Annotated in this window: 32 protein-coding genes; 19 read left to right on the forward strand and 13 right to left on the reverse strand. The window is 69.1% G+C overall.

Going from position 1 to position 26,179, the window contains the following annotated elements; genetic code table 11:
* Positions 1–6: 6 nt before the first annotated feature.
* Both MU521_RS02420 and MU521_RS02425 read right to left on the reverse strand, forming a co-directional pair.
* Positions 7–1,287 (reverse strand): amidohydrolase, encoded by a 1,281-nt coding sequence (locus MU521_RS02420; RefSeq protein WP_092694950.1) that lies wholly within the window; start codon positions 1,285–1,287, stop codon positions 7–9.
* A gap of 33 nt (positions 1,288–1,320) precedes the next feature.
* Positions 1,321–1,644, reverse strand: coding sequence for an uS10/mL48 family ribosomal protein (locus MU521_RS02425; protein ID WP_092694952.1), 324 nt, complete (start codon positions 1,642–1,644; stop codon positions 1,321–1,323).
* Between the two features lie 117 nt (positions 1,645–1,761).
* Here MU521_RS02425 and MU521_RS02430 point away from each other — a divergent pair, with 117 nt between their 5' ends.
* The 3 genes from MU521_RS02430 to MU521_RS21370 all read left to right on the forward strand — a co-directional run bounded on the left by MU521_RS02430 (position 1,762) and on the right by MU521_RS21370 (position 3,540).
* Positions 1,762–2,187, forward strand: coding sequence for a bis(5'-nucleosyl)-tetraphosphatase (locus MU521_RS02430; RefSeq protein WP_092694954.1), 426 nt, complete (start codon positions 1,762–1,764; stop codon positions 2,185–2,187).
* A 63-nt stretch (positions 2,188–2,250) separates the two neighbouring features.
* On the forward strand, positions 2,251–3,315 hold the full coding sequence (locus tag MU521_RS02435) for a DUF5787 family protein (RefSeq protein WP_092694956.1): 1,065 nt from the start codon (positions 2,251–2,253) through the stop codon (positions 3,313–3,315).
* A gap of 99 nt (positions 3,316–3,414) precedes the next feature.
* Positions 3,415–3,540, forward strand: coding sequence for a hypothetical protein (locus tag MU521_RS21370; RefSeq protein ID WP_281187068.1), 126 nt, complete (start codon positions 3,415–3,417; stop codon positions 3,538–3,540).
* Between the two features lie 58 nt (positions 3,541–3,598).
* Here MU521_RS21370 and MU521_RS02440 read toward each other — a convergent pair whose 3' ends face one another.
* Positions 3,599–4,075, reverse strand: coding sequence for a DUF5797 family protein (locus tag MU521_RS02440; protein WP_092694958.1), 477 nt, complete (start codon positions 4,073–4,075; stop codon positions 3,599–3,601).
* Between the two features lie 93 nt (positions 4,076–4,168).
* Between MU521_RS02440 and MU521_RS02445 the strand changes: the two genes are divergently transcribed.
* The 6 genes from MU521_RS02445 (at position 4,169) to MU521_RS02470 (ending at position 8,636) form a co-directional block, all read left to right on the forward strand.
* Positions 4,169–4,942, forward strand: a complete 774-nt coding sequence (locus MU521_RS02445) for an enoyl-CoA hydratase/isomerase family protein (RefSeq protein WP_092694960.1) — start codon at positions 4,169–4,171, stop codon at positions 4,940–4,942.
* Positions 4,943–5,072: 130 nt separating this feature from the next.
* Positions 5,073–5,969: a GAF domain-containing protein gene (locus tag MU521_RS02450; protein WP_092694962.1), complete on the forward strand. Its 897-nt coding sequence runs from the start codon at positions 5,073–5,075 to the stop codon at positions 5,967–5,969.
* Positions 5,966–6,622, forward strand: a complete 657-nt coding sequence (locus tag MU521_RS02455; protein WP_092694964.1) for a DUF7504 family protein — start codon at positions 5,966–5,968, stop codon at positions 6,620–6,622. Before MU521_RS02450 ends, MU521_RS02455 begins: the two co-directional genes overlap by 4 nt.
* A gap of 75 nt (positions 6,623–6,697) precedes the next feature.
* Positions 6,698–7,456, forward strand: a complete 759-nt coding sequence (locus MU521_RS02460) for an SDR family oxidoreductase (RefSeq protein WP_092694966.1) — start codon at positions 6,698–6,700, stop codon at positions 7,454–7,456.
* Between the two features lie 44 nt (positions 7,457–7,500).
* Complete coding sequence (locus MU521_RS02465; RefSeq protein ID WP_092694968.1) at positions 7,501–7,683, forward strand: DUF7522 family protein; 183 nt, start codon at positions 7,501–7,503, stop codon at positions 7,681–7,683.
* A gap of 23 nt (positions 7,684–7,706) precedes the next feature.
* The gene (locus MU521_RS02470) at positions 7,707–8,636 is read left to right on the forward strand and encodes an alpha/beta hydrolase (protein WP_092694970.1); all 930 of its coding nucleotides are present in this window, start codon (positions 7,707–7,709) and stop codon (positions 8,634–8,636) included.
* 1 nt (position 8,637) lies between these two features.
* Here the strand turns inward: MU521_RS02470 and MU521_RS02475 are convergent, their stop codons facing one another.
* Genes MU521_RS02475 through MU521_RS02490 form a run of 4 tightly spaced genes read right to left on the reverse strand, consistent with a single transcriptional unit; the run spans position 8,638 to position 11,847 of the window.
* Positions 8,638–9,147 carry a Mut7-C RNAse domain-containing protein gene (locus MU521_RS02475; protein ID WP_281187069.1) on the reverse strand — a complete coding sequence of 170 codons (510 nt, stop codon included), beginning with the start codon at positions 9,145–9,147 and terminating at the stop codon, positions 8,638–8,640.
* Positions 9,144–10,886 carry a DNA polymerase/3'-5' exonuclease PolX gene (gene polX / locus MU521_RS02480; protein ID WP_092694972.1) on the reverse strand — a complete coding sequence of 581 codons (1,743 nt, stop codon included), beginning with the start codon at positions 10,884–10,886 and terminating at the stop codon, positions 9,144–9,146. The genes MU521_RS02475 and polX overlap by 4 nt, the downstream gene beginning before the upstream one ends.
* A 52-nt stretch (positions 10,887–10,938) precedes the next feature.
* The gene (locus MU521_RS02485; RefSeq protein ID WP_092694974.1) at positions 10,939–11,349 is read right to left on the reverse strand and encodes a GNAT family N-acetyltransferase; all 411 of its coding nucleotides are present in this window, start codon (positions 11,347–11,349) and stop codon (positions 10,939–10,941) included.
* 48 nt (positions 11,350–11,397) lie between these two features.
* Positions 11,398–11,847: a DUF5788 family protein gene (locus MU521_RS02490; protein WP_092694976.1), complete on the reverse strand. Its 450-nt coding sequence runs from the start codon at positions 11,845–11,847 to the stop codon at positions 11,398–11,400.
* Between the two features lie 119 nt (positions 11,848–11,966).
* Here MU521_RS02490 and MU521_RS02495 point away from each other — a divergent pair, with 119 nt between their 5' ends.
* Positions 11,967–12,905, forward strand: coding sequence for a rhomboid family intramembrane serine protease (locus MU521_RS02495; protein ID WP_092694978.1), 939 nt, complete (start codon positions 11,967–11,969; stop codon positions 12,903–12,905).
* 3 nt (positions 12,906–12,908) lie between these two features.
* Complete coding sequence (locus tag MU521_RS02500) at positions 12,909–13,715, forward strand: endonuclease V (protein WP_092694980.1); 807 nt, start codon at positions 12,909–12,911, stop codon at positions 13,713–13,715.
* A gap of 25 nt (positions 13,716–13,740) precedes the next feature.
* Here the strand turns inward: MU521_RS02500 and MU521_RS02505 are convergent, their stop codons facing one another.
* Complete coding sequence (locus MU521_RS02505) at positions 13,741–14,526, reverse strand: creatininase family protein (protein WP_092694982.1); 786 nt, start codon at positions 14,524–14,526, stop codon at positions 13,741–13,743.
* A 114-nt stretch (positions 14,527–14,640) separates the two neighbouring features.
* Between MU521_RS02505 and MU521_RS02510 the strand changes: the two genes are divergently transcribed.
* The 3 genes from MU521_RS02510 to MU521_RS02520 are packed head-to-tail and all read left to right on the forward strand — an operon-like array spanning position 14,641 to position 17,023.
* The gene (locus MU521_RS02510; RefSeq protein ID WP_092694984.1) at positions 14,641–15,468 is read left to right on the forward strand and encodes an SDR family oxidoreductase; all 828 of its coding nucleotides are present in this window, start codon (positions 14,641–14,643) and stop codon (positions 15,466–15,468) included.
* Positions 15,465–16,790, forward strand: a complete 1,326-nt coding sequence (locus tag MU521_RS02515) for a glycerate kinase type-2 family protein (protein WP_092694986.1) — start codon at positions 15,465–15,467, stop codon at positions 16,788–16,790. Before MU521_RS02510 ends, MU521_RS02515 begins: the two co-directional genes overlap by 4 nt.
* A 56-nt stretch (positions 16,791–16,846) precedes the next feature.
* Positions 16,847–17,023, forward strand: coding sequence for a hypothetical protein (locus MU521_RS02520; protein WP_175452931.1), 177 nt, complete (start codon positions 16,847–16,849; stop codon positions 17,021–17,023).
* Here MU521_RS02520 and MU521_RS02525 read toward each other — a convergent pair.
* The 3 genes from MU521_RS02525 to MU521_RS02530 form a co-directional block, all read right to left on the reverse strand.
* Positions 17,020–18,141, reverse strand: coding sequence for an ArsA family ATPase (locus MU521_RS02525; RefSeq protein ID WP_092694988.1), 1,122 nt, complete (start codon positions 18,139–18,141; stop codon positions 17,020–17,022). The genes MU521_RS02520 and MU521_RS02525 overlap by 4 nt on opposite strands.
* A gap of 89 nt (positions 18,142–18,230) precedes the next feature.
* Complete coding sequence (locus MU521_RS21375; protein WP_175452932.1) at positions 18,231–18,386, reverse strand: DUF7563 family protein; 156 nt, start codon at positions 18,384–18,386, stop codon at positions 18,231–18,233.
* A 55-nt stretch (positions 18,387–18,441) separates the two neighbouring features.
* Positions 18,442–20,943, reverse strand: coding sequence for an ATP-dependent DNA helicase (locus tag MU521_RS02530; RefSeq protein WP_092694990.1), 2,502 nt, complete (start codon positions 20,941–20,943; stop codon positions 18,442–18,444).
* A 114-nt stretch (positions 20,944–21,057) separates the two neighbouring features.
* On the opposite strand from MU521_RS02530, the gene MU521_RS02535 reads away from it, so the two are divergent.
* Positions 21,058–22,134 carry a hypothetical protein gene (locus MU521_RS02535; protein ID WP_092694992.1) on the forward strand — a complete coding sequence of 359 codons (1,077 nt, stop codon included), beginning with the start codon at positions 21,058–21,060 and terminating at the stop codon, positions 22,132–22,134.
* A 9-nt stretch (positions 22,135–22,143) separates the two neighbouring features.
* On the opposite strand, the gene MU521_RS02540 is transcribed toward MU521_RS02535, so the two are convergent.
* Positions 22,144–23,250, reverse strand: coding sequence for a pyridoxal phosphate-dependent aminotransferase (locus MU521_RS02540; protein ID WP_092694994.1), 1,107 nt, complete (start codon positions 23,248–23,250; stop codon positions 22,144–22,146).
* A gap of 209 nt (positions 23,251–23,459) precedes the next feature.
* On the opposite strand from MU521_RS02540, the gene MU521_RS02545 reads away from it, so the two are divergent.
* Together MU521_RS02545 and MU521_RS02550 are read left to right on the forward strand one after the other, a co-directional pair.
* Positions 23,460–23,978: a CinA family protein gene (locus MU521_RS02545; protein WP_092694996.1), complete on the forward strand. Its 519-nt coding sequence runs from the start codon at positions 23,460–23,462 to the stop codon at positions 23,976–23,978.
* A gap of 45 nt (positions 23,979–24,023) precedes the next feature.
* A complete protein-coding gene (locus MU521_RS02550; RefSeq protein WP_092694999.1) occupies positions 24,024–24,518 on the forward strand; it encodes a metal-dependent hydrolase in 495 nt (164 codons plus the stop codon).
* 1 nt (position 24,519) lies between these two features.
* Here MU521_RS02550 and MU521_RS02555 read toward each other — a convergent pair whose 3' ends face one another.
* Entirely contained in the window at positions 24,520–25,293 is a 774-nt protein-coding gene (locus MU521_RS02555) for a PHP-associated domain-containing protein (RefSeq protein WP_245681224.1), read from the reverse strand.
* Positions 25,294–25,392: 99 nt separating this feature from the next.
* Here MU521_RS02555 and MU521_RS02560 point away from each other — a divergent pair, with 99 nt between their 5' ends.
* Both MU521_RS02560 and MU521_RS02565 read left to right on the forward strand, forming a co-directional pair.
* Complete coding sequence (locus tag MU521_RS02560) at positions 25,393–25,698, forward strand: DUF7565 family protein (protein ID WP_092695001.1); 306 nt, start codon at positions 25,393–25,395, stop codon at positions 25,696–25,698.
* A gap of 78 nt (positions 25,699–25,776) precedes the next feature.
* The gene (locus MU521_RS02565) at positions 25,777–26,178 is read left to right on the forward strand and encodes a hypothetical protein (protein WP_092695003.1); all 402 of its coding nucleotides are present in this window, start codon (positions 25,777–25,779) and stop codon (positions 26,176–26,178) included.
* The last annotated feature ends 1 nt before the right edge of the window (position 26,179 follow it).

Here is a 26,179-nt window from a genome sequence, read left to right on the forward strand (position 1 = left end):
CTCGCCTCAGAGGGCCTCGCGTCCGAGGTGCGTGATCGTCTCCGCCAGCACCGCGACGCCGACGGGCAGAGAGTCCTCGTCCACGTCGAAGGTCGCGGTGTGGTGGCCGCCGGGGTGGTCGGTCCCGACGCAGACGAACGCGGCCTTGCCGCCCTGGTCCTGAACGTGGCGCATGAGGTAGGTGGCGTCCTCGCTCCCGCCCAGGTCGTCGTGGCGCAGAACCGACTCGACGCCCTCGGTACGGCCGGCGACGGCTTCGACCACGTCGACGAGTTCCGGGTCGTTCTCGGCGCTGGGGGCCTGGCCGCTGGTGCCGATCTCGACCTCGCAGTCGTACGTTCCGGCAGCGTGGTCGAGGACGCGGTCGGCGCGCTCGCGCATGTACTCCATCAGGTCGGTCGTCTCGCCGCGGACCTCGCCCTCGATGTAGGCCTGTTCGGGGACGATGTTCGCGGCGGTCCCGCCGCCCACCTCGCCGGCGTTGATCCGCGTCGCGCCGTCCTCGTGGCGGGGGATGGCGTAGAGGTTCTGGACGGCGGTGGCCATGGCCTGCACGGCGTTGCGCCCCTCGGCGGGGTGGCCGCCGGCGTGGGCGGGTTCGCCCTCGAACTCGGCGCGGAAGTGGCTCACCGCGAGGAAGCCCTCGATACCGGCGACGACCTCGCCGGTCGGGTGGTCGAGGCCGATGTGGAGCGCCAGCAGATAGTCCACGTCGTCGATGTGGCCGCTCTCGGCCATCGCGGCCGCGCCGCCGACGACCTCCTCGGCGGGCTGAAAGAGTACCTTGAGTCGCCCGGCGAAGTCCCGGTCCGCGAGGGCGTCGAGGACGCCCAGGCCGATGGTCGCGTGGGCGTCGTGGCCGCAGGCGTGCATCGCGCCGGTCTCGGAGCGGAAGCCCGCGGCCGCGGGGTGGTGGTCGGGGGCGTCGGACTCCTCGCGGGGCAGACCGTCGATGTCGACCCGGAGCGCGACGGTCGGGCCGTCGCGGTCGCCGTCGAGGACGGCGATCGCACCGGTGTGTCCGCCGGCGAGACGGTCGAGAAGGTCGGGGTCGACACCGGCGTCGCGGGCGCGGTCGCGCCACGCGTCGAAATCGCTCTCGTCGGGCAGGCCCATCCGGGCGTCGGCGTCGAGGGCGTCGGGGCCGACGAGCAGGTCGTCGACGCCGATCCGGTCGAGTTCGTCGACGACCCGGGCGGTGGTCCAGAACTCCCGCCAGGCGGGTTCGGGGTGGCAGTGGAACTCGCGGCGGAGCGAGACGAGGTGGTCGCGGTCGACGGCGTTCATGTAGGTCCGGAGGACTGCGAGGAACTTAAGAAATCAGTTCATCTGGCGGCGCTGTTCGATCTCGGCGGAGACGTGGACGCCGTCGGGGAAATCGCGTTCGGCGACCGAGCGGGCGAACTCGTCGTGGCCGACGATCTCGATGGTCCGGGTGTAGACGGTGTAGGTCCAGGGCTGGAAGCGGTCGCCGTCGTCGACGAGGCGCTTGCACTGGGGGACGCGCTTGTCCTCCGGTGGGTGGGGGTGGGGCCCTTTCAGTTCGACGCCCTTGCGCGCGGCGGTCTCCTTGATCGTGGTGACCACGTCCTCGAGGCGCTGGTGATCGCCGCTTTCGAGCGTGAGCTTCGTGACGAACGGCATACACCGGGTCGAGAACATCGACGGGCAAAAACCCATCTCTCCGTGCTCGCTCGCGACCGGCCGCCGAGCGTGATCCCTCCGATATTCTCTTAAGTACTGGTCGAATATCGTAGGGTAATGATAGAGGCCACGAGCGCGGGAGCCATCCTCTTTCGCGATACGCGTGGCCGCAGGGAGTACCTCCTGCTCAAGAGCCGCCCCGGCGACTGGGAATTCCCCAAGGGCGGCGTCGAGGGCGACGAGGAACTCCAGCAAACCGCGATACGCGAAGTGAAAGAGGAGGCCGGAATCGGCGATTTCCGGCTCTTGGACGGCTTCCGAGAGGATTACGACTACGTGTTCGAGGCGAACGGCAAGACGATTCACAAGACAGTCCACCTGTTCATCGCGAAGTCGTTCGAGGCGAGCGCGGAACTGTCGAACGAACACCGCGACATGCAGTGGCGCGACTACGAGCAGGCCATCAACACCGTCACGCAGGACGGCCCCCGCGAGATTCTGGAGGAGGCCCACGAGTTTCTGAACGAGGAGACCGAGTTCTGAGCCCGGCGGGCCAACGCGGGACGGGGCGACAACGGTTTGAGCCATCGGTCCGGAGAGGGGCGTGTGTCGAGCGAACCCGAGTTCGTCTTCGAGTTACGGGTCTGCCAGTGGGCCGAGCGCAACTGGCCCCCCGGCGGCGACCGCGACCCCGACACCGCCGTCCTCGTCGCGCGCCAACTGGGGACGAAGTACCGACGGTGGGATAGCATCGTCGTCGAGGCCGACCGTGCGGCGCTCCGCGAGCGGGCCGCCTTCGGTGCCGAGGGGCTGAACTCGGACCTGCTGGGTGTCGTCCGCCACGCGCCCGCCGACTGGGCGTGGTACCGGGACGCGCTTCCGGACCCGGAGTATCCCTGGCAGTACGTCCGCGAGGCGGTCCACGAGGCCGCCGACCGCGGTCTGATCGAACGGCGACGGGGCGACCGGGGTCGCATCGAGTTGCGACGGCACCAGCCCTACCCCGAGTGGATCGAGCGGGTCGTCGCCATCGAGAACAAGCCCGACCTCGACCGGTCCGCGGCGCGTGACCTCGCGCCGCAACTCGAACGCGACGTGGCGCTGGGGCTGGCCGACGAGGTGTGGGTGGCGACCGCGCGGGCGGGCGGTACCGTCGAGCCCGCACTGCTGGAGGACGTGCCCGTCGAGGCGGGCATCCTGACGGTCGATCCGACGGCCAACGCGCCGGCCGGCGAGGGAGCGGTCGACGTTGCCTGGAATCCGCGGACGCTCGCACCCGAGGAACCGGGCACGCGGATCACCGAGCGGCCGACGGGGAGCGGCCGGGACGCCTCCGCGGCGCGCTTCGAGTACGCCGATCCGGCGTGGAAGGGCGACAAGCGCCGCGAGGTCGCCGAGCGCGCCTACGGCCGGGGCTGGCGGGCGTACGCGGACACGATGCGGCCGGACTGCCGGCACTTTCGGCTCCGGACCGAGACCGGCGACGCGCTCCCGTGGTGCGACGAGAAAGCGTGTCACCAGACCGCCGGCGAGTGTGCCGGGTCCTGTCCGGAGTTCTCGCCGGAACCCCCGACCTGGCGACAGCGGGACTGGCCCATCGACGGCGGGCCCGGGAAGGCGATCAAACGCCTGCTCGACGCCCAGCGCCGGCGTCGGCGACCGGGGCTGTAGAACACGACAGCGACCCGTCGCGTGCGGAACTTTATCACACTGGCCGACCTACTGATACCATCTCGCTCGCTGGCGCGGGCCGGCGTGTCGGGAGTGACCATGAAAATCGAATGCGAGAACTGTGGCCGGAAGGTGACAGTCGGGAGAGAGGGACAGGAGTCACGCGCACCCATGCGGTACTGCCGCCGGTGTGGTGACGAACTCCCACAGCACGAGAAACTCTGACGGGGACGGCCGGTGCGGTCGGCGTCTCGGAGCCGGAGCCGCGCGCGGGCCAGCGCCGTCAGTCGAGTTCTTCGACGGTGAACTCCTCCCGGGCCATCGCCAGTCGGAAGGTGGGGACGGTCCGCTGGACGCGTTCCACGATGCCCTTGTCCGAGAGACTCCGGAGGGCGGACCGTACGTCGTCGACCTCGGGGTCGTGGCCGGCGTCCCCGAGGGCGTGGAGGACCGAGACGACGCTCTGTGAGCGGTCCTCGGGACCCGCCAGTACCTCGATCACGGCGGCCTGCAGCGGCGGGACGCGGAGGACGCGCTCGCCCTCGGGGTCGTCGGCACCGACGAGCGCGGCGGCGTCCTCGGTGGCACAGATCAGACTGTTCTCGTCGCGGTAGTAGTACTCTTTCAGTTCGTCTTCGAGGTACTGGTGGACCTCGCTGCCGCTCTCCAGGTCCCACCGATCCTGGAGTTCGGCGTTTTTCGTCGGCTGGAGCGCGACGACGTCCGCGAGTCGCTCGCGGGCCTCCTCCGAAAGCGTCATTGCCCGTCGCTACACCGAGCACGTATTTTGATGTTCTGCATCGAACCGAAGGCCGGGGCCAGCGCTTATCCCCCCGCCCGCCGGAGAGAGGCTATGGACTGGGACACAGTCACGCTGGACCACGAGGACGGCATCACGACGCTGACCGTCGACCGCCCCGACCGCCTGAACGCGCTCAACGTCGAAACCCTGGACGCGATGGACGAGGCCCTCGACGAAGCCGAGGACCTGGACACGCGCGTGCTCGTCGTCACGGGCGCGGGCGAGGACGCCTTCGTCGCCGGCGCGGACATCGCCTACATGAAAGACATGGGCGTCGAGGCGGCCAAGGAGTACGCCGAGACGGGACACCACGTCATCGACCGGATCGACACCTTCCCCGCGCCGGTGATCGCGTCGGTCAACGGTTACGCATTCGGCGGCGGGTGTGAACTCGCACTGGCGGCCGACATGCGCGTCGCCAGCGAGCGCGCGGTGCTGGGCCAGACCGAGATCGACCTCGGGATCGTCCCGGGCTGGGGCGGCACCCAGCGCCTCGCTCGCCTCGTCGGCGACGAGAACGCCCGTCGGCTCGTCTTCTTCGGCGAGCGCGTCGACGCCGAGGACGCAGACCGCCTCGGACTCGTCGGCGACGTGGTCGCACACGACCAGCTCGACTCGTTCGTCCGCGACATGGCCGAGGACCTCGCCGAAAAGCCCGCCTTCGCACTGCAGACGGCCAAGGAAGCACTCAACCAGGTCCACCGGATGCACCTGGACGCCGGCCTCCAGTACGAACAGCGCGTCTGGAGCGGGCTGTTCGGCCACCCCGATCAGCGCGAGGGGATGGAAGCGTTCGTCGAGGATCGCGATCCGGAGTTTCAGTAGCAATAATCTTCGTCTCGGATGACATCGAAAATTTCGCCTTTTGTCCGCGCTCTGTCCACCTATCGCTTGCGGAATCATACGTGATAATTTGACGAGGAGGTATTTAGCCGATTACCACTATCGAACTATCGTGACTGAAAGAACAGTTCTCTGTGTCGATACGGCAGACGATATAGAGACCATTTCTGCCGCGGTGTCTGGAGAGGAGAGTCTGACGCCGGTCGAAGCGACGAGTGTGACGCAGGCGACCGAGACCGTCGAGTCGGAGTCGGTCGACTGTGTCGTGACGGAGTACGACCTCGAAGACGGGAGCGGACTGGAGATCGTCGAGGCGTTGCGCGAGGAACAGCCCCAGACGCCGGTCGTCCTGTTCACGGGGGCCAGGCCCGGCGAGATCGACACGGCGTCGTTCGAGGAGATGGTCGTCGAGTACCTGAACCGGGATCTGCCGGACGCGGCCGACCGGCTCGGGTTCGTCGTCGACGACGTGATCACCCACAGCGCGCAGGTGGGCTTTCTCGCCCCGGACGACGAGGGGTCACGCCTCGAGGCGCTGGCCGAATACGACGTGGACGGGATGCCCATCGAGGAGAGTTTCTCCCGGCTGACCGACCTGATTGCGAGTCACTTCGACGCCGCTGTCGCCTTCATCGGTCTCATCGAGGAGGAGAAAGAGGACTTCCTCGCGTGTACCGGTGCCGACTGGGACTCGCTGACACGGGAAGACACGATCTGCACACACAGCATGCTCCAGGAAGACGTGATGGTCGTCGAAGATATCAACGAAGACAAGCGGTTCGCGAACAACGACAAACTGCACAACCTGGACATCGTGTCCTACGCCGGCGCGAACATGACGACCGACGACGGCCAGATCATCGGGCAGGTGTGTCTCATCGACCACGAACCCCGACAGTACGACGAGAGCCAGAAGCAGGATCTGCAGGACTTCGCCGACACGGCCATGGAGATTCTCGATCTCAGACAGCAGTTACTCGACGCGAAAAGGACGGAGGTCGACGCATGAGCCTCTCGACCGGATCGGGCTTCACCGCCGACTCGCTGGGCCTCGACCCCATCGACGACGGGACGAGCGTCCTCCTCACCGGCGAGGACAGCGACGCGCTCGAAGCCGTCTTCTACCGACTGACCGCACCGCGTGACGACGAGAAGGCGGTCCTGCTGGCGACGGACGCCGACGGGCGCTCGGTCAAGCAGTCGCTCGGTCGCGCCGAACGCGGTGCCGACGACCGGGCGGCCGTCCTCACCTGTGCGGGACCGGCCCAGGGCGACGACGTGCGGACGGTCGAGGACGTGAGCGACCTGACCGGCCTCGGGATGCAGTTTTCCACCCTGCTCGCCGAGGCGACCGGCGAGGTCGACGACTTCCGGGCGGGCATCCTGCTGTGTTCGACGATCATGAGCGAAGTCGAGGACACCCGGTCGGTCTACCGGTTCCTCAACTCGAACTTCCTCTCGGAGTTGCGCCGAAGCAAGGCCCTCGGGGTCTGTGCCGTCGACACGAGCGCCGACATCGGCAGCGACGTGACGAGTACGATCACCGGCATGAAGACCTCGTTCAGCGCCCACGTCGAGGTCGAGAGTGCGGGCCGGAACCGGGCCACACTCGACGTGTCGGGCCTCCCTGGCAACGACGGCACCGTCGACGTATCCTGGTGACGAGACAACGCAGTGTCCCGCCCGTATTGCCCCAGCCGCCACGTTTAGGCGACTGAGACCCTGCTATCCTCGCGTATGTCGACGACCCCCCACGACCTCGACGACGACGTCGCACTCGTAACTGGCGCGTCCTCCGGTATCGGCCGCGCCACGGCAAAGACACTGGCCGACGCGGGCGCGGCGGTCGCGGTCACCGCCCGCCGGACCGACCGTATCGAGGCCCTCGCCGAGGAAATCGAGAGCGAGGGCGGTGAGGCCCTGGCGATCACGGCCGACGTGACCGAGACCGACGACGTCGAGCGGATGATCGAGCGGACGCGCGAGGAACTCGGCGGCCTCGACATCCTGGTCAACAACGCGGGCGTGATGCTGCTCGCGCCGGTGATCCGGGCCGACCTCGACGACCTCCAGCAGATGCTCGACGTGAACCTGATGGGCCTGATGGCCGCGACCCGGAAGGCACTCCCGGGGATGCTCGAACAGGACAGCGGCCACATCGTCAACATCTCCTCGGTCGCGGGCCGGCGGGCCAACGAGGCCTCCGGCGGGTACTCCGCGACGAAGTTCGGCGTCAACGCCTTCTCCGAGTCACTTCGGAAGGAGACCGCGGACAGCGGCGTCCGCGTGACCGTGATCGAACCCGGCGCGGTCGACACGGAACTGGGCCAGCACATCCCCGACGAACAGGTCATGGAGCGCATGGCCGAGATGGTCCAGGACATGACCGTCCTCCAGCCCGAAGACATCGCGGCCGCGATCCGGTACGCCGTCACCCAGCCCCCGCGGGTGAGCGTCAACGAACTGCTGGTCCGCCCGACCGACCAGCAGTCCTGAGCGGCCCGCACGCCTAACTGACTGGCAGTCTATATTTTCGGTTGATGGTTTCCGATCAATATCAAGAGCTCCGCCAGCTGATCCGCGGGCGGGCGGGCGACGCCTTCCGTGGGGCCGTGAAGTACGACCAGCACGACTGGACGATGCTGTACGTCCGCGACGACGTGGTAACGACGTGCTGGCCCGGCGGTAGGCCCCGGATCGCCCCCGCCGGCCGAAAGCATTAGTCGCCCGCCCGACTGTCCCGGACATGGACCTCGCCGCTCACGACATCGACGCCGACGGCACGCGCCTCCGACTGTGGGAGCGCTCGGCCGCCGATCCCGACCGGGCCGTCCTGTTCGTCCACGGCGCGACCTACGCGAGCCGCGCCATCTTCGCGCCGCGTGACGCCCCCGAGTTCTCGTGGCTCCGGGCGGTCGCGGCGGACGGCGACGCCGCCTTCGCGCTCGACGTGCGCGGGTACGGCGACAGCGAACGCCCGCCCGCACTCGACGGCGATCCCGACGACGCCGCGCCCGTCGTCCGGGCCGAGACCGCCGCCGACGACGTCCGGGCGGCGCTGTCCGCGGTCCGGGACCGGGTCGACTGCCCGGTCCACCTCGTGGGCACCTCCTGGGGCACGATGATCCTCGGCCGCGTGCTGGCCGCGGGGCCGGGCATCGCGTCCGCGACGCTGCACGCGCCGGTCTACCGACCGTCGACGGAGCTGGTCGAGGGCTTCGACCTCGGGGACCCGCCCCGGGCCTACCGGACCCTCTCCCGCGCGGAAGTCAGACACCGGTGGGACCGCCAGCTCGGTGACGACCCCGCGTCCGCTCGCGGCGGGAGCGGCGACGACGACCCCGTGTTCGACGCCTTCTGGCGGACGCTCGTCGAGTCCGGACAGGGGCGGGAGGGCGAGGCGATCGCCGCGCCCAACGGCTGTCTTGTGGACCTGCGCGACGCGGCCGACGGCGACCCCGGCTACGACCCGGCGGCCGTCGACGCCCCGACGCTGGTGCTCCGTGGCTCGCGGGACCCGACCTCGACGCGGGCCGACGCTTCGGGACTCTTCGACGACCTGACCGTGCCCGACCGCGAGTACGTCGAGATCGCCGGCGGCACGCACTTCGTCCACCTCGAAGCGCGCCGTCACGCGCTCTACGACGCCGTCGCCTCGTTCCAGACGCGCCACTGACTCAGTCCCGGATCGCCGCCAGCGTCGCCGTCACGTCCGCCCAGTGGCTCCCCTTCCAGTAACACTGTCCGCAGTCGCGACACCGCCAGACGTCGGTCGCGGCCGGGTCGGGCGCGTACCCCGGCGTCGACTCGTCGCCGTCGACGGCGGTGACGACGCCGTTACACTGGCTACACCGCACGGGCCGGTCCGGCAGTTCGAGCCGGAAGCCGGCCGCGCGGAGTTCCCGCAACTGCTCGGTCGGCTCCCGGGCCGTCAGCAGGACGGAGTCGTCGGTCCGGGCGGCCAGCCCGCGGTCCCTGGTCAGCAGGGTCCGGCCCTCCGCCCGGGACAGCGCCAGGATGCGGTCGTCGGCCTCCAGGTCACGGTCCAGCGCGTAGACCGCGTCGTACCCGCACATCCGCAGGAACGTGGCGAGTTTGCCCAGCATCACGTCCAGCACGAGGCGGTCGCGGGCGCGCGTCGGGTCGTCCTCGGTTCTGTCTTCCGTGCCGGGCAGTCGGTCCGTCACAGTCCCAGGAACTCGCGGACGCCGTCAGTGTCGCGGGCGTTCAGCACGTCGTCGGCTTCGGTCCAGCCCCGGCGGGCGGTGTGGACGCCGTAGCGGACGTATTCGAGCGTCCCGGGCTGGTGGGCGTCGGTGTCGATGGCGATGGTCGCACCAGCCTCGACGGCGGGCTTGACGAGGCTCCCGTCGATGTCCAGCCGCCGTGGGTCGCTGTTGACCTCCAGCGCGACCGCTTCGGTGGCCGCGGCCTCGGCGAGGCGGTCGATGTCCACGTCCAGCCCGTCGCGCTGGTTGCGGAGTCGGCCGGTCGGGTGCCCGAGGACGTCGACCTCTGGGTGTTCGACGGCGGACACGAGCCGGTCGGTACCGTCGCCGTCGAGACTGACGTGTGGCGAGGCCACGACCACGTCGAGGGTTTCGAGTACGTCGTCGGCGACCGAAATAGAGCCGTCGGCCCCGACGTTGGCCTCGACGCCGGCGAACAGGTCGATGTCCACTTCGTCGTCGACGGCCCGAATCTCGCCGATCTGCTCGCGCAGGTCCGCGTCGGAGAGGCCGACGCCGCCGACCATCCCCGGACCCGTTGCGTGGTCGGTGATCGCCAGGTAGTCGTGGCCGAACGCCGCCGCGCCCTCGGCCATCTCCCGGATCGTGTTCCCGCCATCTGACCACTCGGTGTGGGTGTGGAGGTCGCCACGCACGTCGCCCGTTTCGAGGAGCTCCGGGAGAGCACCGTCGGCGGCGGCCGCGACCTCGCCGCGATCCTCTCGGAGTTCCGGCGGAATCCACGGCAGGTCGAGTGCCTCGTACATCTCCGCCTCGGTCGCGCCGCCGACGCGCTCGCCGACCCGCTGGCCGGCGTCGGGATCGTCTACCTCGGACACGTCGAAGATGCCGTACTCGTTCATCTTCAGATCGCGGTCGATGGCGCGGTTGCGGAGCCTGACGTTGTGATCCTTGCTCCCGGTGAAGTACTGGAGTGCGGCCCCGAACTCGTTCTCGGCGACCACCCTGAGATCGACCCGGAAGTCGTCGACGCGGAGGCTGGCCTTGCTCTCGCCGGCCTCGATCACCGTGTCGGCGGCGTCCCAGTTCGCGAACGCCGCGACCACGGCGTCGGCGTCGTCGCTCCCGACCAGCACGTCCACGTCGCCGATGGTCGGCCGCCAGCGGCGGATCGAACCTGCCAGTTCGACCTCGGCGGCCGCGTCGACACCGGCCAGGAACTCCCGCACGCGGTCGCCGTAGGGCCGGGCCTCGCCGAGGAGTTCCCGCTCGTGGGCCTCGCGGGCGAACGCGATACCCTCGCGGATGTTCGCCTCGGTCGTCTCGCCGAACCCCTCGACGTCCTGGATCTCGCCGCTCTCCGCGGCCTCCTCCAGTTCGTCGAGGGTGGTGATCCCGAGGGCGTCGTAGAGTGTGCCCACGCTCTTGGGGCCGACGCCCTCGACGCTGGTGAGCGCGGCCATGTCGACGGGGAGGTCGTTACGGAGTTCGTCGAGTTCCTCGATGCCACCGGTCTCGAAGTACTCGACGACCTTCGAGGCGATGGCGTCGCCGACCCCGTCGATCTCTTTGACACCGTCCTCGCCCTCCACGGCGAGGTGTTCGACGGCGGCGGGGTGGCCGCGGATGTTCTCGGCCGCGCGGCGGTACGCGCGGGGCTTGTACTCCACGTCTTTGGCCTCCAGCAGGTCGGCGAACTCCTCCAGGAGACTCGCGACCTCCGCGTTGCGGCTCATTGGCCGATGATTGGGCGGCCCGGGGTATGAATGTCCGGACGCGACGGGGTTCTCAGAGCCCCTTCTCGATCACGTACCCCCACTCGTCGTAGTCCAGGGTCCTGTAGAACTCGTGGACACCCTCTTTGTCCAGCGGGCTGGCGAGCGAGATAGACACACAACCCTGTTTCTCCGCCCACTCCTCGACGAACTCGACCATCGACCGGCCGTGTCCCGCTCCCCGATGGGGTTCGTCGACGACGAGACCGTAGAGCCACGCGCGCCGTTCGTGGTGGAGGTGTCGCCGTTCGAGGACGCCCGCGACCGCAATCAGGTCGTCGCCGAGGAAGCCACCGAACAACCGGTACTCGTCCTCGCCGGTCCAGGCCAGCACGTCCTCGGGCGACTCGTCACGCCAGAGGTGACGAAGTATCGGAACCGCCGCCTCGCGCTCGGATTCGGCCGTCAGTTCTCGAACGTCCATACCGGCACGCAGAGACGGTGGCCGAGTAACTGTTTTCGAGAACCAGCATCAACGCCCACGGCCGGTGCCGATGCCGCTGCTGTCGTCCTCGTGGCCCAGCGCCTTCTTGAGGAACTTCGTCCAGCGCTTCTTGTCCTGGGCCGCCTGCAGTTCGGCCTCCTGTTCGAGGTCGGTCGGCCCGAGATTCTCCAGCGCGTTCAGCGCGCGGTCGATGCCGATGATCGCCCGGGCGATCGCCTCGCCTTCCTCGAAGGTGATGTCGTCCTCCTCGATGCGCTGTTTGCGCTGGATGCGCTCCCGACGGAGGTTCTTCTTGGCCTGCTCGACCCGCTCGCGTTCGCCCTTCGGAACCGTGTCACGGCGCTTGATCTCGAAGACGAAGGTGCTGAGGTCGATTGACTCGCCCTGCACCTCGATCTCGTCCGGGATGTCCGCGCCCACCGTCGCGCCCTCGCGCTCGATCCGTTCGAGGAGTTGTTTGCGCTGGAACTCCTGCACGGTCGCGTCTGGGGCCGCGACCGACAAAACGTTCTCGGACGCTCCGGGCCGGAGCGGCCGTGCACGGCCGTCGGGGCGGTGGGGAAGACCTTTCCGGGGGCGTGCCCTACCCCGGCACAATGGCGAAGTGCGACGCGTGTGGGAAAGAGGAAAACATGCCGTATCAGTGTCGCCACTGCGGGGGGACCTACTGCGGTGACCATCGCCTCCCCGAAAATCACAGTTGTCCGGGGCTGGAAAACTGGAACGACCCGGACGGCGTCTTCGATAGCGGTTTCGACGACACCGTCGACGGCAGCAGCGGCGGTGGCGGGTGGGGAAGTTCCAAAAACGAGAGCAAAGGCATCGCGTCCCGGCTCGGGATCAACACCGGCCCCGGCGGCCTCATGGGCTATTTCAGGGGGAACGTGACCTACCTGTTCCTCGGGATCATCTGGGCCGTCTTCCTCATCGAACACGTCGTCCTCTTCACGCTCGGCAGAGAGGCCTTCAGGGCCCTGTTCGTCATCTCACCGGCGAACCCGGAGTACGTCTGGACCTGGGTCACCTCGATCTTCTCCCACGCGCCGTTGAACCTCTTCCACATCGGCGGGAACAGCATCGTGATCTTCTTTTTCGGCCGGATCGTCGAGCGGTACGTCGGGTCCCGTGATTTCGCGCTACTGTTCATCGGGAGCGGCGTCCTGGCCGGACTGGGCCAGATCGCCATCCAAGCCTACCAGGGCAATCCGGCGGGTGCGCTCGGCGCCAGCGGCGCGGCGCTCGCGATCATGGGTGTGCTGACCGTGCTGAACCCGAACCTCAAGGTGTATCTCTACTTCCTGTTGCCCGTTCCCATCTGGGTGATCACCATCGGCTACGCCGGGCTGAGCGCGCTCGGGATCGTCGGCGGAGTCGGCGGCGGCATCGCCCACGTCGCCCACGCCGTCGGCCTCGTGATCGGGCTGCTCTACGGCCAGCGGGTCAAAGACAAGCTCAGCGCCCCCGGGCAACTCCAGCTCGGTGGCGGCGGAATGGGTCGCGGCCCCGGCGGTCCCGGCGGTCGCGGTCCCTTCTGAACGATGGACCCCGTCCATCCCGACTTCGTTCCGGACGCCAGTCTCGACCGCGAGGAGATGGAAGCGCTCCAGCGCGAGATCGCCGCGCAGGCGATTTTCGAGGACGACTTCGACTTCGATCCTGGCCGGGTCCGTGCCGACCGCGAGACCGGCCAGCAGGCACTCGACGCGACGAGTGACGGGACCACCGACGGCGACGCTCCCGTCGTCGTCGGCGTCGACCAGGCCTTCCTCGACGACGACCGCGCCGTGTCGGCACTGGTCGCGTTGCAGGACGGCGTGGTGATCGAACGGACCCACGCCGTCGCGCAGACGGAGATCCCGTACATCCCCGGCCTGCTCTCCTTCCGGGAGGGCGGCGCGATCCTCGCTGGCTTTCGAGAACTCACGGTCGAGCCCGACCTCGCATTCTTCGACGGGAGCGGTCGCATCCACTTCCGGGAGGCGGGGCTGGCGACACACGTCGGCGTGACCCTCGATCTCCCGAGCATCGGCGTCGCGAAGAACCTGCTCTGTGGCCGCCCCGTCGCGTCGACGGACGGACTGGCCGAGGGCGAACGGGTCGACATCGAAGCCGACGGGGACGTGACCGCGCCCGACGGGACGGTCGTCGGCTACGCCGTCCAGTCCCGGCAGTACGACTCGCCGAACCGCTACGTCAACCCCCTGATCGTCAGCCCCGGTCACCGCGTCGGGGCCGCGACGGCCGCGGATCTGGTACTTTCCTGTTCGGCGGGCTACAAACTTCCCGAGCCGACGCGGCTGGCCGACAAGTACGCCGACGATTTGAAGTCCGAACTCGGGGACTGAGGGCGAACCGAGGGCGCGACGTGGCTCACCGCTCCCGTTCGTGGACGTGCGGTTCGGGCATCAGGTCCTCGAAGGGCTGGTCGTCGAGCCAGTCACAGAGCTTGACGAGCTGGTCGCTCGCGGCCTCGAACAGTTCCGTTCCCTTCTCGGGCGTGGCGTCGGTCTGGTCGCCCAGCACGCCGTTGTCGGTGTTGTCCGCGGCGTCGTAGAAGGTGCGTGCGCCGTGGATGCGGTAGTCGCCGTCCTCCATGTCGACGAGGCCGCCGTCGCGGGCGTCTTCGAGACGGTCATCGTGGACCAGGTCCCGGGCGATGTGCATGATCATCGCCGTCTCCTTGGGCCCGCCGTGGGGGCCGTTTTGCGTAAAGAGGTCGTCGACGAGGTCGGGAATGGATTCGTCCCACATCCACTCGATGGCGTAGGCGGTCTCGGTCTCGTGGAGGCGGCGACCGACCTCCTGGAGGTGTTCGACGTTGCCGCCGTGGGCGTTGACGTAGACGATGCGGTCGATGCCGTGGTAGGTGAGGTTCCGGGAGAAGCTCTCGACGTAGTCCCGGAAGACTGGAGCGTCGACCCACATCGTGCCGTGGAACTGGCGGTGGTGGGGCGAGACACCGACGTTGATCGTCGGGGTACAGAGGTAGCCGGTTCGCTCTGCGGCCTCGTGGGCCAGCGCCTCGGCGATCATGTGGTCGGTCCCTTCGGGGAGGTGCGGGCCATGCTGTTCGGTCGAGCCCAGCGGGACGATGGCCAGCGACTCCTCGTCGAAGTACGCGCCCAGGTCGGGCCACGTCTCGTCTGCGAGGTACATTCTGTCGGTTGCAGGTGCGCCGACCCCAATAGCCTGCCCATTCCCGCGTCGGCGGGAGAGAGCGGCCGGGCGAAATACTTGCAATTTAACAGCGACCCGGGCGAGGCGACCGGTATGGAAGACAAGACGGTGCTGATCACGGGGGCGTCGTCCGGCATCGGCCGCGCGACGGCTGAGACGTTCGAGGCGGAGGGGTGGACGGTCTACGCCACGGCGCGTGATACGGACGACATCGAAGGCCTGGCCGAGGCGGGCTGTGTGACACAGGAACTCGACGTGACCGAGCCCGAACACGTCGAGGCCGCCGTCGAGCGCGTCATCGAGGACGTGGGACGGCTGGACTGTCTCGTCAACAACGCGGGCTACGCGCAGTTCGGGCCGCTGGAGGACGTGCCGACCGACCGCGTCCACGACCAGTTCGACGTGAACGTCTACGGCCCACACCGGCTGATCCGCGAGGCCCTGCCCCACATGCGCGAGCAGGGCGAGGGGACCATCGTCAACGTCTCCTCGGTCGCGGGCCGGGTCGCCACGCCGGGGATGGGCGTCTACAACGGCTCGAAGTTCGCCCTCGAGGGGCTGACCGACGCACTCCGCGGCGAGGTCGACGATTACGGCGTCGACGCCGTGTTGATCGAACCCGGCCCCGTCGACACCAACTTCGACGAGCGCGCCGACGAGGAACTGGAGAACGGCACGGAGCGCTCGGGAGCCTACGACTCGATCTACGCGTTCTACGAGGAGGGCCAGACCTTCGGCGGCACCAGCGCGCTGTCGGTCCCGCCGACGGACGTGGCCGAGACGATTCTGGAGGCGGCCTGTTCGCCCGACCCCGACCCGCGCTACCCGGTCGGCCAGCTCGCGAAGTACTCCTCGTTCCTGCGGTTCGTCCCGGACCGCCTGCGCGACGGGGCGTACCGACTGGTCAAGAAACTGGCATGATCGACGACCGCGACGAGCTGGCCCGGACGCCGGCCCACGATCTCGCGCTGTCATGCGTCGAGGCCGGGATCGACGCCGCCCGCCCGGAGCGTGTCGTCCGCGACGCGCTGACGGTCGAGGGCGACCAGTTGCGGATCGCCGACGCGGTGATCGACCTCGGCGGCTTCGAGGAGGTCGTCGTCCTCGGCGGCGGGAAGGCGGCGGCCCACGTCGCGGCCGCCTTGGAGACGGTCCTCGGCGACCGCCTCGACGGCGGCGTGGTGGTCACCAACGACCCGACTGGGACCGAGCGGGTCACGGTCCGGGAGGGCGACCACCCGGTCCCGAGCGAGCGCGGCGTCGAAGGCGCGCGAGCGGTCCGGGAGGCCGCCGACGACGCCGACGAAGACATGCTCGTCCTGGCGGTGCTGACCGGCGGCGGGAGCGCGCTGTTGCCCGCTCCGGCCGGCGACCTCGACCTGGCCGATCTGCAGAGCGTGACCGAGGCGTTGCTGGAAGCGGGCGCGCCGATCGAGGGGGTTAACGCCGTCCGGAAGCACTGCTCGGCGATCAAGGGCGGCCGCCTCGCGCGGGCGGCCGCCCCCGCGACGGTCCACACACTCCTGTTCTCGGACGTGGTCGGCGACGACCCGGCCGTGATCGCGAGCGGCCCGACCGTCCCGGACCCGACGGCGTTCGCCGACGCCGGGAGCGTCCTCGACGAGTACGGCGTCGACGCGCCCGAGGCCGTCCGCGAGCGGATCGACCGGGGCGTTGCCGGCGAACTCGAAGAGACCCCGGGCGCCGACGATCCGGTCTTCGAGAGCGTCCGGGTCCACGTGCTGGCGAACGGGCGGACGGCCATCGAGGCGGCGCGGGGCGTGGCCGACGCGGACGTGACGCCGCTGGTGCTCGCGGCGGGCATCGAGGGTGAGGCCCGCGAGGTCGCCAAGACCCACGCGGCGGTGGCACGGGAGATCCGCGAGTGCGGTGACCCGGTCTCACCGCCCGCAGTCGTCCTTTCCGGCGGGGAGACGACGGTCACGGTCGACGGCGACGGTCGCGGCGGCCCAAACTGCGAGTTCGCGCTGAGTGTGGCCCCCTCGCTCCCCGAGGATGCCGTCCTCGCTGCGGTCGACACCGACGGCCGGGACGGCGCGAGCGCCGCGGCGGGTGCGCTGGTCGACGCCGAGACGGTCGACGGCGACGGGGCCGCCGGCCAGGCGCTCGCGGACAACGACGCGGCGGCGTACCTCGACGAGCGGGACGCCCTGCTCCGGACGGGGCCGACTGGGACGAACGTCAACGATCTGCACGTGCTGGTCGTGGCCGACGACGAGTAGGAGGGCGACCGACCGGGTTTCGGGCGACTTTTCATCCGTCGGGGGCAAGGACAGGCATGGACTTCGACCTGCAGAAGGCGGTGCTGGCACTGCACGTACTCGTGGGGATGGTGTTCGTCGGGCTGGGAGTCCAGAACTTCGTCAGCGGCCGTCGGGTCGGCCTCGTGCTGAACGGCCTGATCGGCCTGCTCATCATCGGGATGGGCGTCGGCGTCTCACGGCTGGTCGACTAGTCGAGACAGGCCGCGACGACCCGCAACAGGTTCTCCCCGCGCACCTCGTCGGCGAACAATGGGACGCGTTTCACGTCGTGACCCCGGAACAGATCCTGGGCCTCCTTGAGCGCTTTCTGCTGGACCTGCCACCGGCGCTGGCAGAACTCGCAGTCCTCTAGATCCGGCGAAACGAACCAGTCGCCCTCCACGTCCGCCACGTCGGTCAGGTCCTGCATGACGCGGTTGACGACGACGGTCTCGACGGGCACCCCGAACGACTCCAGCCGATCCAGCAACCGCTGGGACTCCATCACGCTCAGTCCCTCTGGCACCATCACGATCCGGAAGTCCGTCTTCGCCGGATCGCGCAGAACGGACCGGAGCCGCTCGATGCGCTCACGTAGCACCTCCAGGTCCTCCATGTCAGCGCCCTGCTCGTCGTCACCGCCGCCGAAGGGCATGGAGTCAAACAGACCGCTGAGCCGCTGGCGCAGTTTCAGCAGGCGGCCCATCATCGAGTCGAGCAGTTCCGGCAGTTCGAGCAGTCTGAGGGTGTGGCCCGTCGGTGCGGTGTCGACGATCACCCGGTCGAACCGCTCGTCGTCCATGTACTCTAGCAGGAGTCGCATCGCCGCCGCCTCGTCCATCCCGGGCATCGGGCCGGCGAGGGGGTCGGCGGCCGTGGCGTCGTCGTCCCCAGCGTCCGGTCCAGCACCGCCGGCCGGGCCAGCGCCTGACTGCTCGCCCTGTCCGCCCATGCCGCCCATTGGCCCGCCGCCGCCGAGCAGTTGCCCGAGCCCGCCCATCCCGCCGAGGCCGCCCTCGGAATCGAAGGGGCCGTCGCCGACGGCCTCCTCGGGGTCGATCTCGGCGGCGTAGAGGGGGATGTCCTCGCGGATGCGCTCTGGGTCGGCCGGAATGTCCGTCTCCAGAGTATCAGAGAGCGAGTGAGCAGGGTCGGTCGAGACGACCAGCGTGGCGGTGCCGTCGCGGGCGCTCGCGAGGGCGGTGGCGGCCGCCATCGTCGTCTTGCCGACGCCGCCTTTCCCGCCGTAGAGGACGTAGTCGGCCGCGTCGACGCCTGTCGGGACGGCCGTCTCGTCGATCTCCTCGACGGCCTCGACCTCGAGATCCATACCTACTGGTTCGTCGGGGGACTTGTGTACCCGTCGGTCCGGCGTGGCGGCTGGCGGGTGCCGACGGGCGACGAAAAGCGAAAAGGGGGTCAGGACCGCGAGGAACGGGCCTCGCGGACGTCGTTGCCGTCCCTGATCTTGTCCTCGCAGTTGGGACAGACACGCGGTGCGTCGAGAGTCTCGGGTGCGAACACCCGGACGTACGCCTCAGTCACGAAAGAACCGCAGTTCTGACACTCAGGCATCCGACTGAAAGCGGGGAATCACGCCACATATGCTTTCTGAAACGAAGTCGGGGGTTCACTCCGGCCGATCGTGGTCGCTCCAGAACGAGTCGAACTGCGGGCCGAGGAAATCGGGCGTCATCCGGACGAATTCGCGGCGCTCGGCGGGCGAGAGGTACTCGTGGACGGAGTGGACGGCGTCCTCGGTGTAGCGCTCGCCGACCAGCATCCGGACGCCCACTTCGTCGGCCCCCCGGATGACGCGGCCGATGGCCTGGCGCGCGCGCCGGACCGCAGGGACGGTCAGCGCGTACTCGAAGGCCACGTCATCGCCGAACGCGCGGCCGTAGGCGGCCTGGACCGCGCGGACTCGCGGCGAGCCGATGTTGACCAGCGGGACGCCGACGACGGCGGCGGCGTGGAGTTTGTCCCCGTCGTAGTCGACACCCTCCGTGAGCGTGCCCCGCGTGCTGGTGACCAGCACCTTTCCCGGACCGCGGAAGAACTGCCGCTTCAGGTCGTCAGTGGCCTCGTTGCTCGAACTCTCGTCGACGAGGACCTCCTTCTCGACCATGTCCCGGAGGTAACTGCCAGCCCAGGCGGCCTCCCGGTAGTTCGGCATGGCGATCATCACGTTGCCGGGACTGCGGGCCACGGTCCGGAGGACCTGCTCGTACTCGTCGCGGGTGCGGTTGCCGTGGTCCCGGACCGGATCGCCGCGGTTCCGGGCGGTGTAGGCCGTCGCGTCGACGAGCCAGCTCGCCCGGTTCTCCTCGGGGAAGGTGAGCCCGTAGGATCGCGTCTCGACCGGTCGGCCGGGGTCGTCCTCGGAGGCCGCCAGCCCGCCCGTCCCGGTGGCCTCGATGGCGTCGAGTCCGGAGACGCGGGTGAACACGTCCAGCGGTTCCAGCGTCGCGCTCATGAGGACGCCGCCGCCGAGTTCGTCGAAGATCGTCCTGAGCGCCTGTGCGGGCATGCAGTCGTACAGCAGGAGGCCGGCGGTGTAGACCGCCTGCCAGGGGGCGGCGGTCGCGCCCGTCTCCGACGGGGAGTGTTCCAGTTCGATCTCGCGGAACGCGGTGGCGTGGTCGCGCTCGTACCAGTTGCCCATCACCGCCCCCACGGCGGCCGCGACGCACTGCCGGGACTCGCCGAGTTCGTCCAGCGTCGTCTCGACGGCGGTCCCGACCGCGGCCAGCGAACGCCACAGGTCGCCACCGTACCCCTCCCGTTCGGCCCACTCGGTGAGGTCGTCGACCTCCTCGGTCTCGGGCTCCCGGAGCGGGACTTCCATGTCCTCCTCGGGGAGCGAGCGGAGATCCTGCTCCCAGCCACGGCCGAACTCCGAATCGAGGTGGGCGGTCACGCGGTCGTCGAGCCAGCCCACCACGTCGTCGTAGAACTCCCGGGCCGTGGCGACGGCCTCGCGGGGCACGTCGTGGCTGGCCAGCCGGTCGGTCACCTCGCGTTCGTGGTCGCGGCTCTGGTTGGCCAGCTGCAGCAACTGGGCGCAGTCGTTGCGCGCCCGCACCAGGCTGTGCCGCCCCACGCGATCCGAGAGCAGGTCACGGACGCGACCCTCTAACCTGTGGGCCTCGTCGACGATGACGAACGTACTCTCGTCGAGAATCGAGGACAGGAGGGGGCGCGAGTCGGGGTCGAACAGATGGTTGTAGTTGCCGATCACCACGTCGGCCTCGCCCAGCAGCACGCCCATCGCGCGATGCGGGCAGGTGCCGTGAGCGACGGACTCGGGCAGGAACTCCTCGGAAGTGAGAACGTTGTCCTCGCCGTCGGTGAAGTCGACGGGCGAGCCCTTGTTGCGGGCGTACCAGTCGGCCTCGAAGGGACAGTACAGCGGCGGGTCGTCGCCGTCGACCATCTCCTCGGGCGCACGGGGCTGTTCGCGGCGGTACGGCGATTCGACGCCGGCCGTCTCCAGGCGGTCGTCGGCCATCGTGTTGAACTGCTCGGGGTCGCGGCGGGCGGCCTCGGCGAGATCGGCCCCGCGTTTCGGGTCCCACCACTGGTCTTCTTCGTCCGCGTCGCCGCCGACGGCGGCGTCGGTCGCGGCCCCGCTGTGCGTGTCGGTCCCGCCGTCGGCCTCGACGAGGTGGGCGGTGTCTTCCCGGAGGTCTTCACAGCGGTCGTGGACGCTCTCGTCCCGCGGGAACAGGTCCTCGCGACCGTACGGACAGAGGTCGCGTTTGCCCACGAGGGCGATGCCGTCGAGGGGATCCTCCAGTCCCGAGTTGACGACACGAAGGTCCTCGACGAACTGATCGAGTTGCTGTTTGACCGGCGTGACGACCACGACGGACTCGTAGTCGTCCTCGCGGACGAGCGTCGTCGCGGCGGTCAGCGCCGCCATGGTCTTGCCCGTCCCGCAGGGGCCTTCCATCGCGAGGTAGCCGTTCTTCCGGCCCACCTCGATGGCCGCCTCGACGGCGTCGGGCTGGTTCGCGTAGGGCTCGTCGTAGCCGAAGTAGGGCCGCCAATCCGCGTCGTCGGCGTCGTCTCCCGCTCCACCGTCGTCGGCGGGCGCGGACGCCGGGCCGGTCCCCTCACGGTCGCTCATTGAGAGACAGTGGGGGCGTCCTCGGGTATGAACCCCCGGATTCCGGCTGGCCGCTGTTTCCGAGCCAGCAAGTGCGCGTTCGCCCTTATTTGACCGCAAGGAGTACGATCGGGCATGAACCGACGACGATTCGTGACAGCGCTGGGGGCCACCGGGGCCGCCGCCCTCGCGGGCTGTACCCAGGGTGACGAGAGTGGCGAGGAGACGACCGGGACCGAGACATCGACGGACGATGGGACCGGGACGGGCCCCGAGTCCGACGACAGTCCCGAGAGCGTCGTCGAAGCGTTCGTCACGAGGGCCGCCGAGGGCGACCGGGAGGGAGTCATCGCGCTCCTGCACCCGGCCCACCCGATGCACCCGGACAACGCCGAGAGCGGGCAGGAGTTCGAACTCGACGCTGCGGCCGAGGGCGTCGAGGGCGTCAGAACGGAGATCCAGACGCGAGACGCCACGGTCGAGGACGCCCGCTCGATCACCGGAACCGGCATCTTCTTCGAGGAGGGGGAACTGGCGGGGCTGCTCGACGGGCGGGACGCGGTGATCGTCGGGGCGCGGACGGTTGGCGGCGGCGCGACGGCGTTCCAGTCGCTCGTCGTCACCGCCGACGGGGAGTGGCGCATCCTCTGGCAGGGCGCCGAAACCGACTCGGGATCCGACCCGCCGGCGCTCCACCCCAGGGTGGTCGACGAGGTGACGGTCGCCGACGACGGCAGCAGCGCCGAGGTCCAGTTCGCCGAGTCGGCCGCGAACGGTCCCGTGACGGTCGCGTCGGCGACAGCCGGCGACGAGGCCACCGTCGAGTCACCGGCCGAGGCGGGGTCGCTCTCAGTCGAACTCGACCCGGCAGGCGACGAAGTCATCGTGACCGCGACCGTCGACGGCGAGACGCGGCCGGTCTACCGGGAACGAACCGGTGCCAGGCGCATCGTCGAGGCGGTTCGCGTCCAGCCCCCCGAGAACGACGACAGTCCGTGGGGGATGACCGCACGAGTCGTGGTGGCCGACTTCGAGAGCGACGGGTCGCTACGGGCCGAGTCGACGCGCTCCGGCGCGGAAAATGCCATCGAGCCGGCTGGAGCGGCGAACTACGTCGTCGTGGGCATCCACGAGGAGAGCGACGAGGTGGTCGTGACTCTGACCGAGGACGGCGAGACCGAGGAGATCCACCGGGAGCGCGTCGCCGCGTAGCCGACGGCGCTACTCGTCCGAGAAGTACTCCGCCAGACGCTGGGCGGCTTCCTCGGCGCGGGGCGTCACGAGGGCGAACCGGAACCAGTCGGCACGCGACTCCCCGAAGGCCGCACCGGGCATCCCCGCGACGCCCGCCTCGTCGATCAGTCGCTCGACGTTCTCCATGGTTCCGGAGAATCCAGGGAACCGCGCCATGACGTAGAAACCCCCCTCAGGCGTGGTGTACTCCGCACCGGCGGCGTCGAGGGCGTCGGTGAACACCTCGACCCGCGAGCGGAGCATCGCGCGATTCTCCGCGAAGTAGTCCGGCGGCGTCTCCCTGAGCGCCCGCCAGACCGCGTACTGGGCCGGCCGACTGCTCGTCACGTTGGTCAGCATGTGCCGGGTCCGGAACCGGTCGACGAGCCAGTCCGGGACGATGGCGTAGCCCACCCGAAAGCCCGTGATCGCCAGCGATTTCGAGAAGGCGTTGGTGACCACGCGACGGTCGGAGTCGACAGCGAGTGCGCTGGTGAACGCGTCGCCGTAGTCGAAGTGGTCGTACACCTCGTCGCTGACCAGCAGGGCGTCGTAGGTCTCGGCGACGTCGACGAGTTCGCGGATCGTCGCCTCGGGGTAGACCGCGCCCGTCGGGTTGTTCGGGCTGTTGACGACGATCAACGCAGTGTCGTCGCTCGCGGCGTCCCGGACGGCGTCGGGGTCGAGCCGGCCGTCGTCGTCGACGGCGACGTAGCGTGCCCGCCCGCCGAGCAGGTTCGTCCGCCCGGCGTAGTAGGGGTAGACCGGATCGGTCAGGATCACCTCGTCGCCAGCGTCGCGGGTCAGCCCCTCGGCCATCGCGAGGTGGTTGGCCTCGCCCGCGCCGTTCGTGACCAGCACCTGTTCGCGGTCGACGTTCCGGCGGGCGGCGATCTCCTCGCGCAATTCCAGCAGGCCCTCGCTGGCGGGATACTGGAACTGTTCGGGATCGCCGTCCGCGTACTCCACCAACCCCTCGCGGAGCGCCCCCGGCGGCTCCCAGTCCGGGTTCCCGCTCACCATGTCGATGACGTCCCCCGCCGCGGCGTCCGCGTACTGCATGACACGGAAAAATTGCGGCCGCTCGTAGTCCATACCGCCACTTCGGAGTCCCGAAACCTGTGTCTTTCCAACTGCGCCCGCCACCTGTCAGATCGTGATGTTATCCCTCGGAAAATTGCTTTATCACTGATAATGGAGCTGTACATCGCGGCCGTCGGCGACGGGGACAACCTCCACCTCGACACGCGTGACCTGACCGGGTGACCGCGGAGTTCTTTGTGGGCGCGGCCGTCACTCCCGCCATGCACGAGTTCGCCTCCGACCCGCCCATCGAGGAGACCGTCGGCGACCGACTCCGCGAGGCCGACCAGACCGTGGCCGTCGCGGAAGGCTGTACCGGCGGGCTCGTGGCGACGCTGTTGACGGCCACGCCGGGCGCGAGCGACTACCTCGACCGGGCGCTGGTGCCCTACTCGTACGACTCCCTGCGGGAGTTGCTGGCGCTCGACCGCGAACTGCTCGACGAACACGGCGTCGTCAGCGGACCGGTCACCCGCGACCTCGCCCGGGCCGTCCGCGATACCGCGGGCACGACCTGGGGGCTCGCGACCGCCGGCGTCGCCGGGCCGGAGGGTGGCACGCCCGAGAAACCCGTCGGTACCGCCTTCGTCGCCGTCGCCTACGCGGGCGAGTGGGGGAGTGGGACCTCGACGGCCAGTGTCGAGCGCTACGGGATCGACGGCGACCGCGCGGCGGTCCGCGAGCGGGTCGCACGACGGGCGCTGTCGGACCTGAACAGTCACGTCACCGACCGGGTGTGAGGGGACGGGAAAGCCTTTGAGGGGGCCGGACCTGCCATCGGACGGATGAACAAGGAGGGCCACGTCCTGAACGCCGTACTCCTGGGCATCGGCCTGGGGTACATCCTCGAACCGGCCGGTGACTTCTCGACGTTCCGCACCATCGCCGAAGTGACGATCCCGGTCACGCTGGGCGCGCTCTTCCCCGACGTCGACACCGCCTTCGGCCGCCACCGGAAGACGCTCCACAACTTCCTCGTGCTGGGGGTCTTCCTGGCCTACCCGTTCGTCTTCGACAACCTCCAGTTCGTCTGGCTGGGCGTGTTGACCCACTACATGCTGGACCTGGCCGGGAGCAAGCGCGGACTCGCGCTGTTCTATCCCTGGGATAAGGAGTTCAATCTGCCCGTGGGTGTCTCGACCTCCAGCAAGTACGCCAACCTGGCGACGCTGCTCATCACGGGGGCCGAGTTGCTCATCATCGGCCTGCTGGTCTTGTACGCGCCCGCGTACGTCCCCCAGGAACTGATCGACCACGGGACGACGGCGCTGGGAGTGTGACTCAGTAGAGGCGCACGTCGTCGAACTCGTCGCGGTACGCGATGTGGCCCGGGTGGGTCGGCTCGGTCCCCTGCAGGTAGATCCGGTCGAACTTCTTGTACGTGTTCTCCCAGAGCAGGTGCGCGAACTCGGCTTTGCACCGCAGAGCGTGCGAGAGCCCGTCGCGGTGGAAGATCCGACGCGGCGCGCCCGCCTGTAGCATCGTCACGAGGTCCGCGGGACTCTCGATTGGCTCCTCGAAGGTCGTCCAGACCTCGCCGACGGTCTTCGGAAGGTGAGCGTACGACGACGCGAAGGCCGGCAGGTCGACCTCGCGGGCGATCTCGCGGGCGCGACGGTTGTCCCGGTCAAGATGTTTCGGGTTGTAGACCTCGACGGCGTCGATCTGGTCGCGGTACTCCCGGATCTGGTCGAGATCGAGACTCACCGTCAGGAACTCCGGATGGGGCACGACGACGGCGGCGTTCTGGCGGCGGAGTTCCGCCATCGTGCCGTCGAGGGTAAGAAAGTCCGGTACCGGATCGGTGAGGCCGATAGCGAGGACGTGGCGGCGGGACCGCCAGTCGCCGGTGAACAGCTCGCGGGCCGGGATGACGAGCAACTCGTCGTCGGAGTACTCCCGGGCCCGCGCTTCGATGTCCGGCAGGCGCTCGAAGTGGGGTGCGTACACGAGCGCGTCCAGTCCGCGTGCCTTCGCCCGGCGGACCACCTCGTCGTCGAGGAGCTTCACGTGCATGTCGACCCGGAACCCGTCGTCGGTCGCCCTACCGGCCATACTCGTTCGAGGGTTTCGACGGTCGGTGCATATGGATTCTGGTTTCACGCGGTCGAGGCTGGCGAACGTTTTTATCCGTTGGCCGACTGCATCAGGTCGATGCCACATTGGGAGTGCGCGATCGAGGGCGACACGGAGCGGTTCGAGCGCGTCGAGGACCTCATCATCCACCAGGCGACAGAACACGACCGCATCGAGTGTCAGGTCTGTGGAACGGTCCTGCCGGACGGCTACTTCGCCATCCGTCACGCCTTCGACGAACATAGTCGCGCCGAGTACGTCCGCGCCTACGACGCCACCAGCGACGAGGTGCGCCGACGCGAGAAGGTCAAGGAAGCCATCGAAGAGACCGCGGACATCAACGAGGTCATCGACCGCCTCGAAGGCAACGGCCCCAGGGCCTGACAGTCCCCCTCGGCCGGCCGTTTTCCGGCTCGGAAACGCCGCCCCGCTTTTATCCGCGTCGCCGTCCACGCGTCGACTATGCCCTCCCACTCCGACGACACGCGAACGTCGCTCTGGGACCGCGCGACCGCCCAGCGCAACGTCGCCATCTACGCCGCCATCCTCGTGGCCGTCCCGACGGTCTACGGCTTTCACACAGTGTTCGAAGCCAGCAGTGGCGATTTCCTCCTGTTGATGACCCTGGCCGTCGGCGTCCCGTCCGTCTACAACGACAACTGGCCGGCCTACGACCGGACCCGGAAGGCCGTCGCGTGGGTGCTGGTCGCCTGTGCCGTCGCGACCGCCGCGTTCGCCGGACTCTTCCTGGCAGGGACGGACGGACTCGGGCTCTCGCCGTTCCTCGCCAGCGTCGGCGCGTTCCTCGTGACCTCCGGCGGTATCCACGCGGTCCCGTTCGCGCTGTTCGGGCGCGAGGGCTGAC

Origin of the sequence: Halorientalis regularis, from assembly GCF_023698535.1 — an archaeon.
In the GTDB taxonomy this organism is placed as follows: Archaea; Halobacteriota; Halobacteria; order Halobacteriales; family Haloarculaceae; genus Halorientalis; species Halorientalis regularis.

Coding starts and splice junctions, on each gene's coding strand:
- polX (WP_092694972.1), bottom strand. CDS start 10,886: ATGAGCCGCAACGCGGAGGTCGCGAGTCTCCTGGAGGAGTTCGCCGAC.
- MU521_RS21375 (WP_175452932.1), bottom strand. CDS start 18,386: ATGCCTGAGTGTCAGAACTGCGGTTCTTTCGTGACTGAGGCGTACGTC.
- MU521_RS02540 (WP_092694994.1), bottom strand. CDS start 23,250: ATGGACTACGAGCGGCCGCAATTTTTCCGTGTCATGCAGTACGCGGAC.
- MU521_RS02495 (WP_092694978.1), top strand. CDS start 11,967: ATGGCGAAGTGCGACGCGTGTGGGAAAGAGGAAAACATGCCGTATCAG.
- MU521_RS02460 (WP_092694966.1), top strand. CDS start 6,698: ATGTCGACGACCCCCCACGACCTCGACGACGACGTCGCACTCGTAACT.
- MU521_RS02510 (WP_092694984.1), top strand. CDS start 14,641: ATGGAAGACAAGACGGTGCTGATCACGGGGGCGTCGTCCGGCATCGGC.
- MU521_RS02555 (WP_245681224.1), bottom strand. CDS start 25,293: ATGGCCGGTAGGGCGACCGACGACGGGTTCCGGGTCGACATGCACGTG.
- MU521_RS02560 (WP_092695001.1), top strand. CDS start 25,393: ATGCCACATTGGGAGTGCGCGATCGAGGGCGACACGGAGCGGTTCGAG.
- MU521_RS02470 (WP_092694970.1), top strand. CDS start 7,707: ATGGACCTCGCCGCTCACGACATCGACGCCGACGGCACGCGCCTCCGA.
- MU521_RS02505 (WP_092694982.1), bottom strand. CDS start 14,526: ATGTACCTCGCAGACGAGACGTGGCCCGACCTGGGCGCGTACTTCGAC.
- MU521_RS02565 (WP_092695003.1), top strand. CDS start 25,777: ATGCCCTCCCACTCCGACGACACGCGAACGTCGCTCTGGGACCGCGCG.
- MU521_RS02425 (WP_092694952.1), bottom strand. CDS start 1,644: ATGCCGTTCGTCACGAAGCTCACGCTCGAAAGCGGCGATCACCAGCGC.
- MU521_RS02535 (WP_092694992.1), top strand. CDS start 21,058: ATGAACCGACGACGATTCGTGACAGCGCTGGGGGCCACCGGGGCCGCC.
- MU521_RS02525 (WP_092694988.1), bottom strand. CDS start 18,141: ATGGATCTCGAGGTCGAGGCCGTCGAGGAGATCGACGAGACGGCCGTC.
- MU521_RS02520 (WP_175452931.1), top strand. CDS start 16,847: ATGGACTTCGACCTGCAGAAGGCGGTGCTGGCACTGCACGTACTCGTG.
- MU521_RS02545 (WP_092694996.1), top strand. CDS start 23,460: ATGCACGAGTTCGCCTCCGACCCGCCCATCGAGGAGACCGTCGGCGAC.
- MU521_RS02455 (WP_092694964.1), top strand. CDS start 5,966: ATGAGCCTCTCGACCGGATCGGGCTTCACCGCCGACTCGCTGGGCCTC.
- MU521_RS21370 (WP_281187068.1), top strand. CDS start 3,415: ATGAAAATCGAATGCGAGAACTGTGGCCGGAAGGTGACAGTCGGGAGA.
- MU521_RS02430 (WP_092694954.1), top strand. CDS start 1,762: ATGATAGAGGCCACGAGCGCGGGAGCCATCCTCTTTCGCGATACGCGT.
- MU521_RS02485 (WP_092694974.1), bottom strand. CDS start 11,349: ATGGACGTTCGAGAACTGACGGCCGAATCCGAGCGCGAGGCGGCGGTT.
- MU521_RS02530 (WP_092694990.1), bottom strand. CDS start 20,943: ATGAGCGACCGTGAGGGGACCGGCCCGGCGTCCGCGCCCGCCGACGAC.
- MU521_RS02440 (WP_092694958.1), bottom strand. CDS start 4,075: ATGACGCTTTCGGAGGAGGCCCGCGAGCGACTCGCGGACGTCGTCGCG.
- MU521_RS02500 (WP_092694980.1), top strand. CDS start 12,909: ATGGACCCCGTCCATCCCGACTTCGTTCCGGACGCCAGTCTCGACCGC.
- MU521_RS02420 (WP_092694950.1), bottom strand. CDS start 1,287: ATGAACGCCGTCGACCGCGACCACCTCGTCTCGCTCCGCCGCGAGTTC.
- MU521_RS02465 (WP_092694968.1), top strand. CDS start 7,501: ATGGTTTCCGATCAATATCAAGAGCTCCGCCAGCTGATCCGCGGGCGG.
- MU521_RS02515 (WP_092694986.1), top strand. CDS start 15,465: ATGATCGACGACCGCGACGAGCTGGCCCGGACGCCGGCCCACGATCTC.
- MU521_RS02445 (WP_092694960.1), top strand. CDS start 4,169: ATGGACTGGGACACAGTCACGCTGGACCACGAGGACGGCATCACGACG.
- MU521_RS02550 (WP_092694999.1), top strand. CDS start 24,024: ATGAACAAGGAGGGCCACGTCCTGAACGCCGTACTCCTGGGCATCGGC.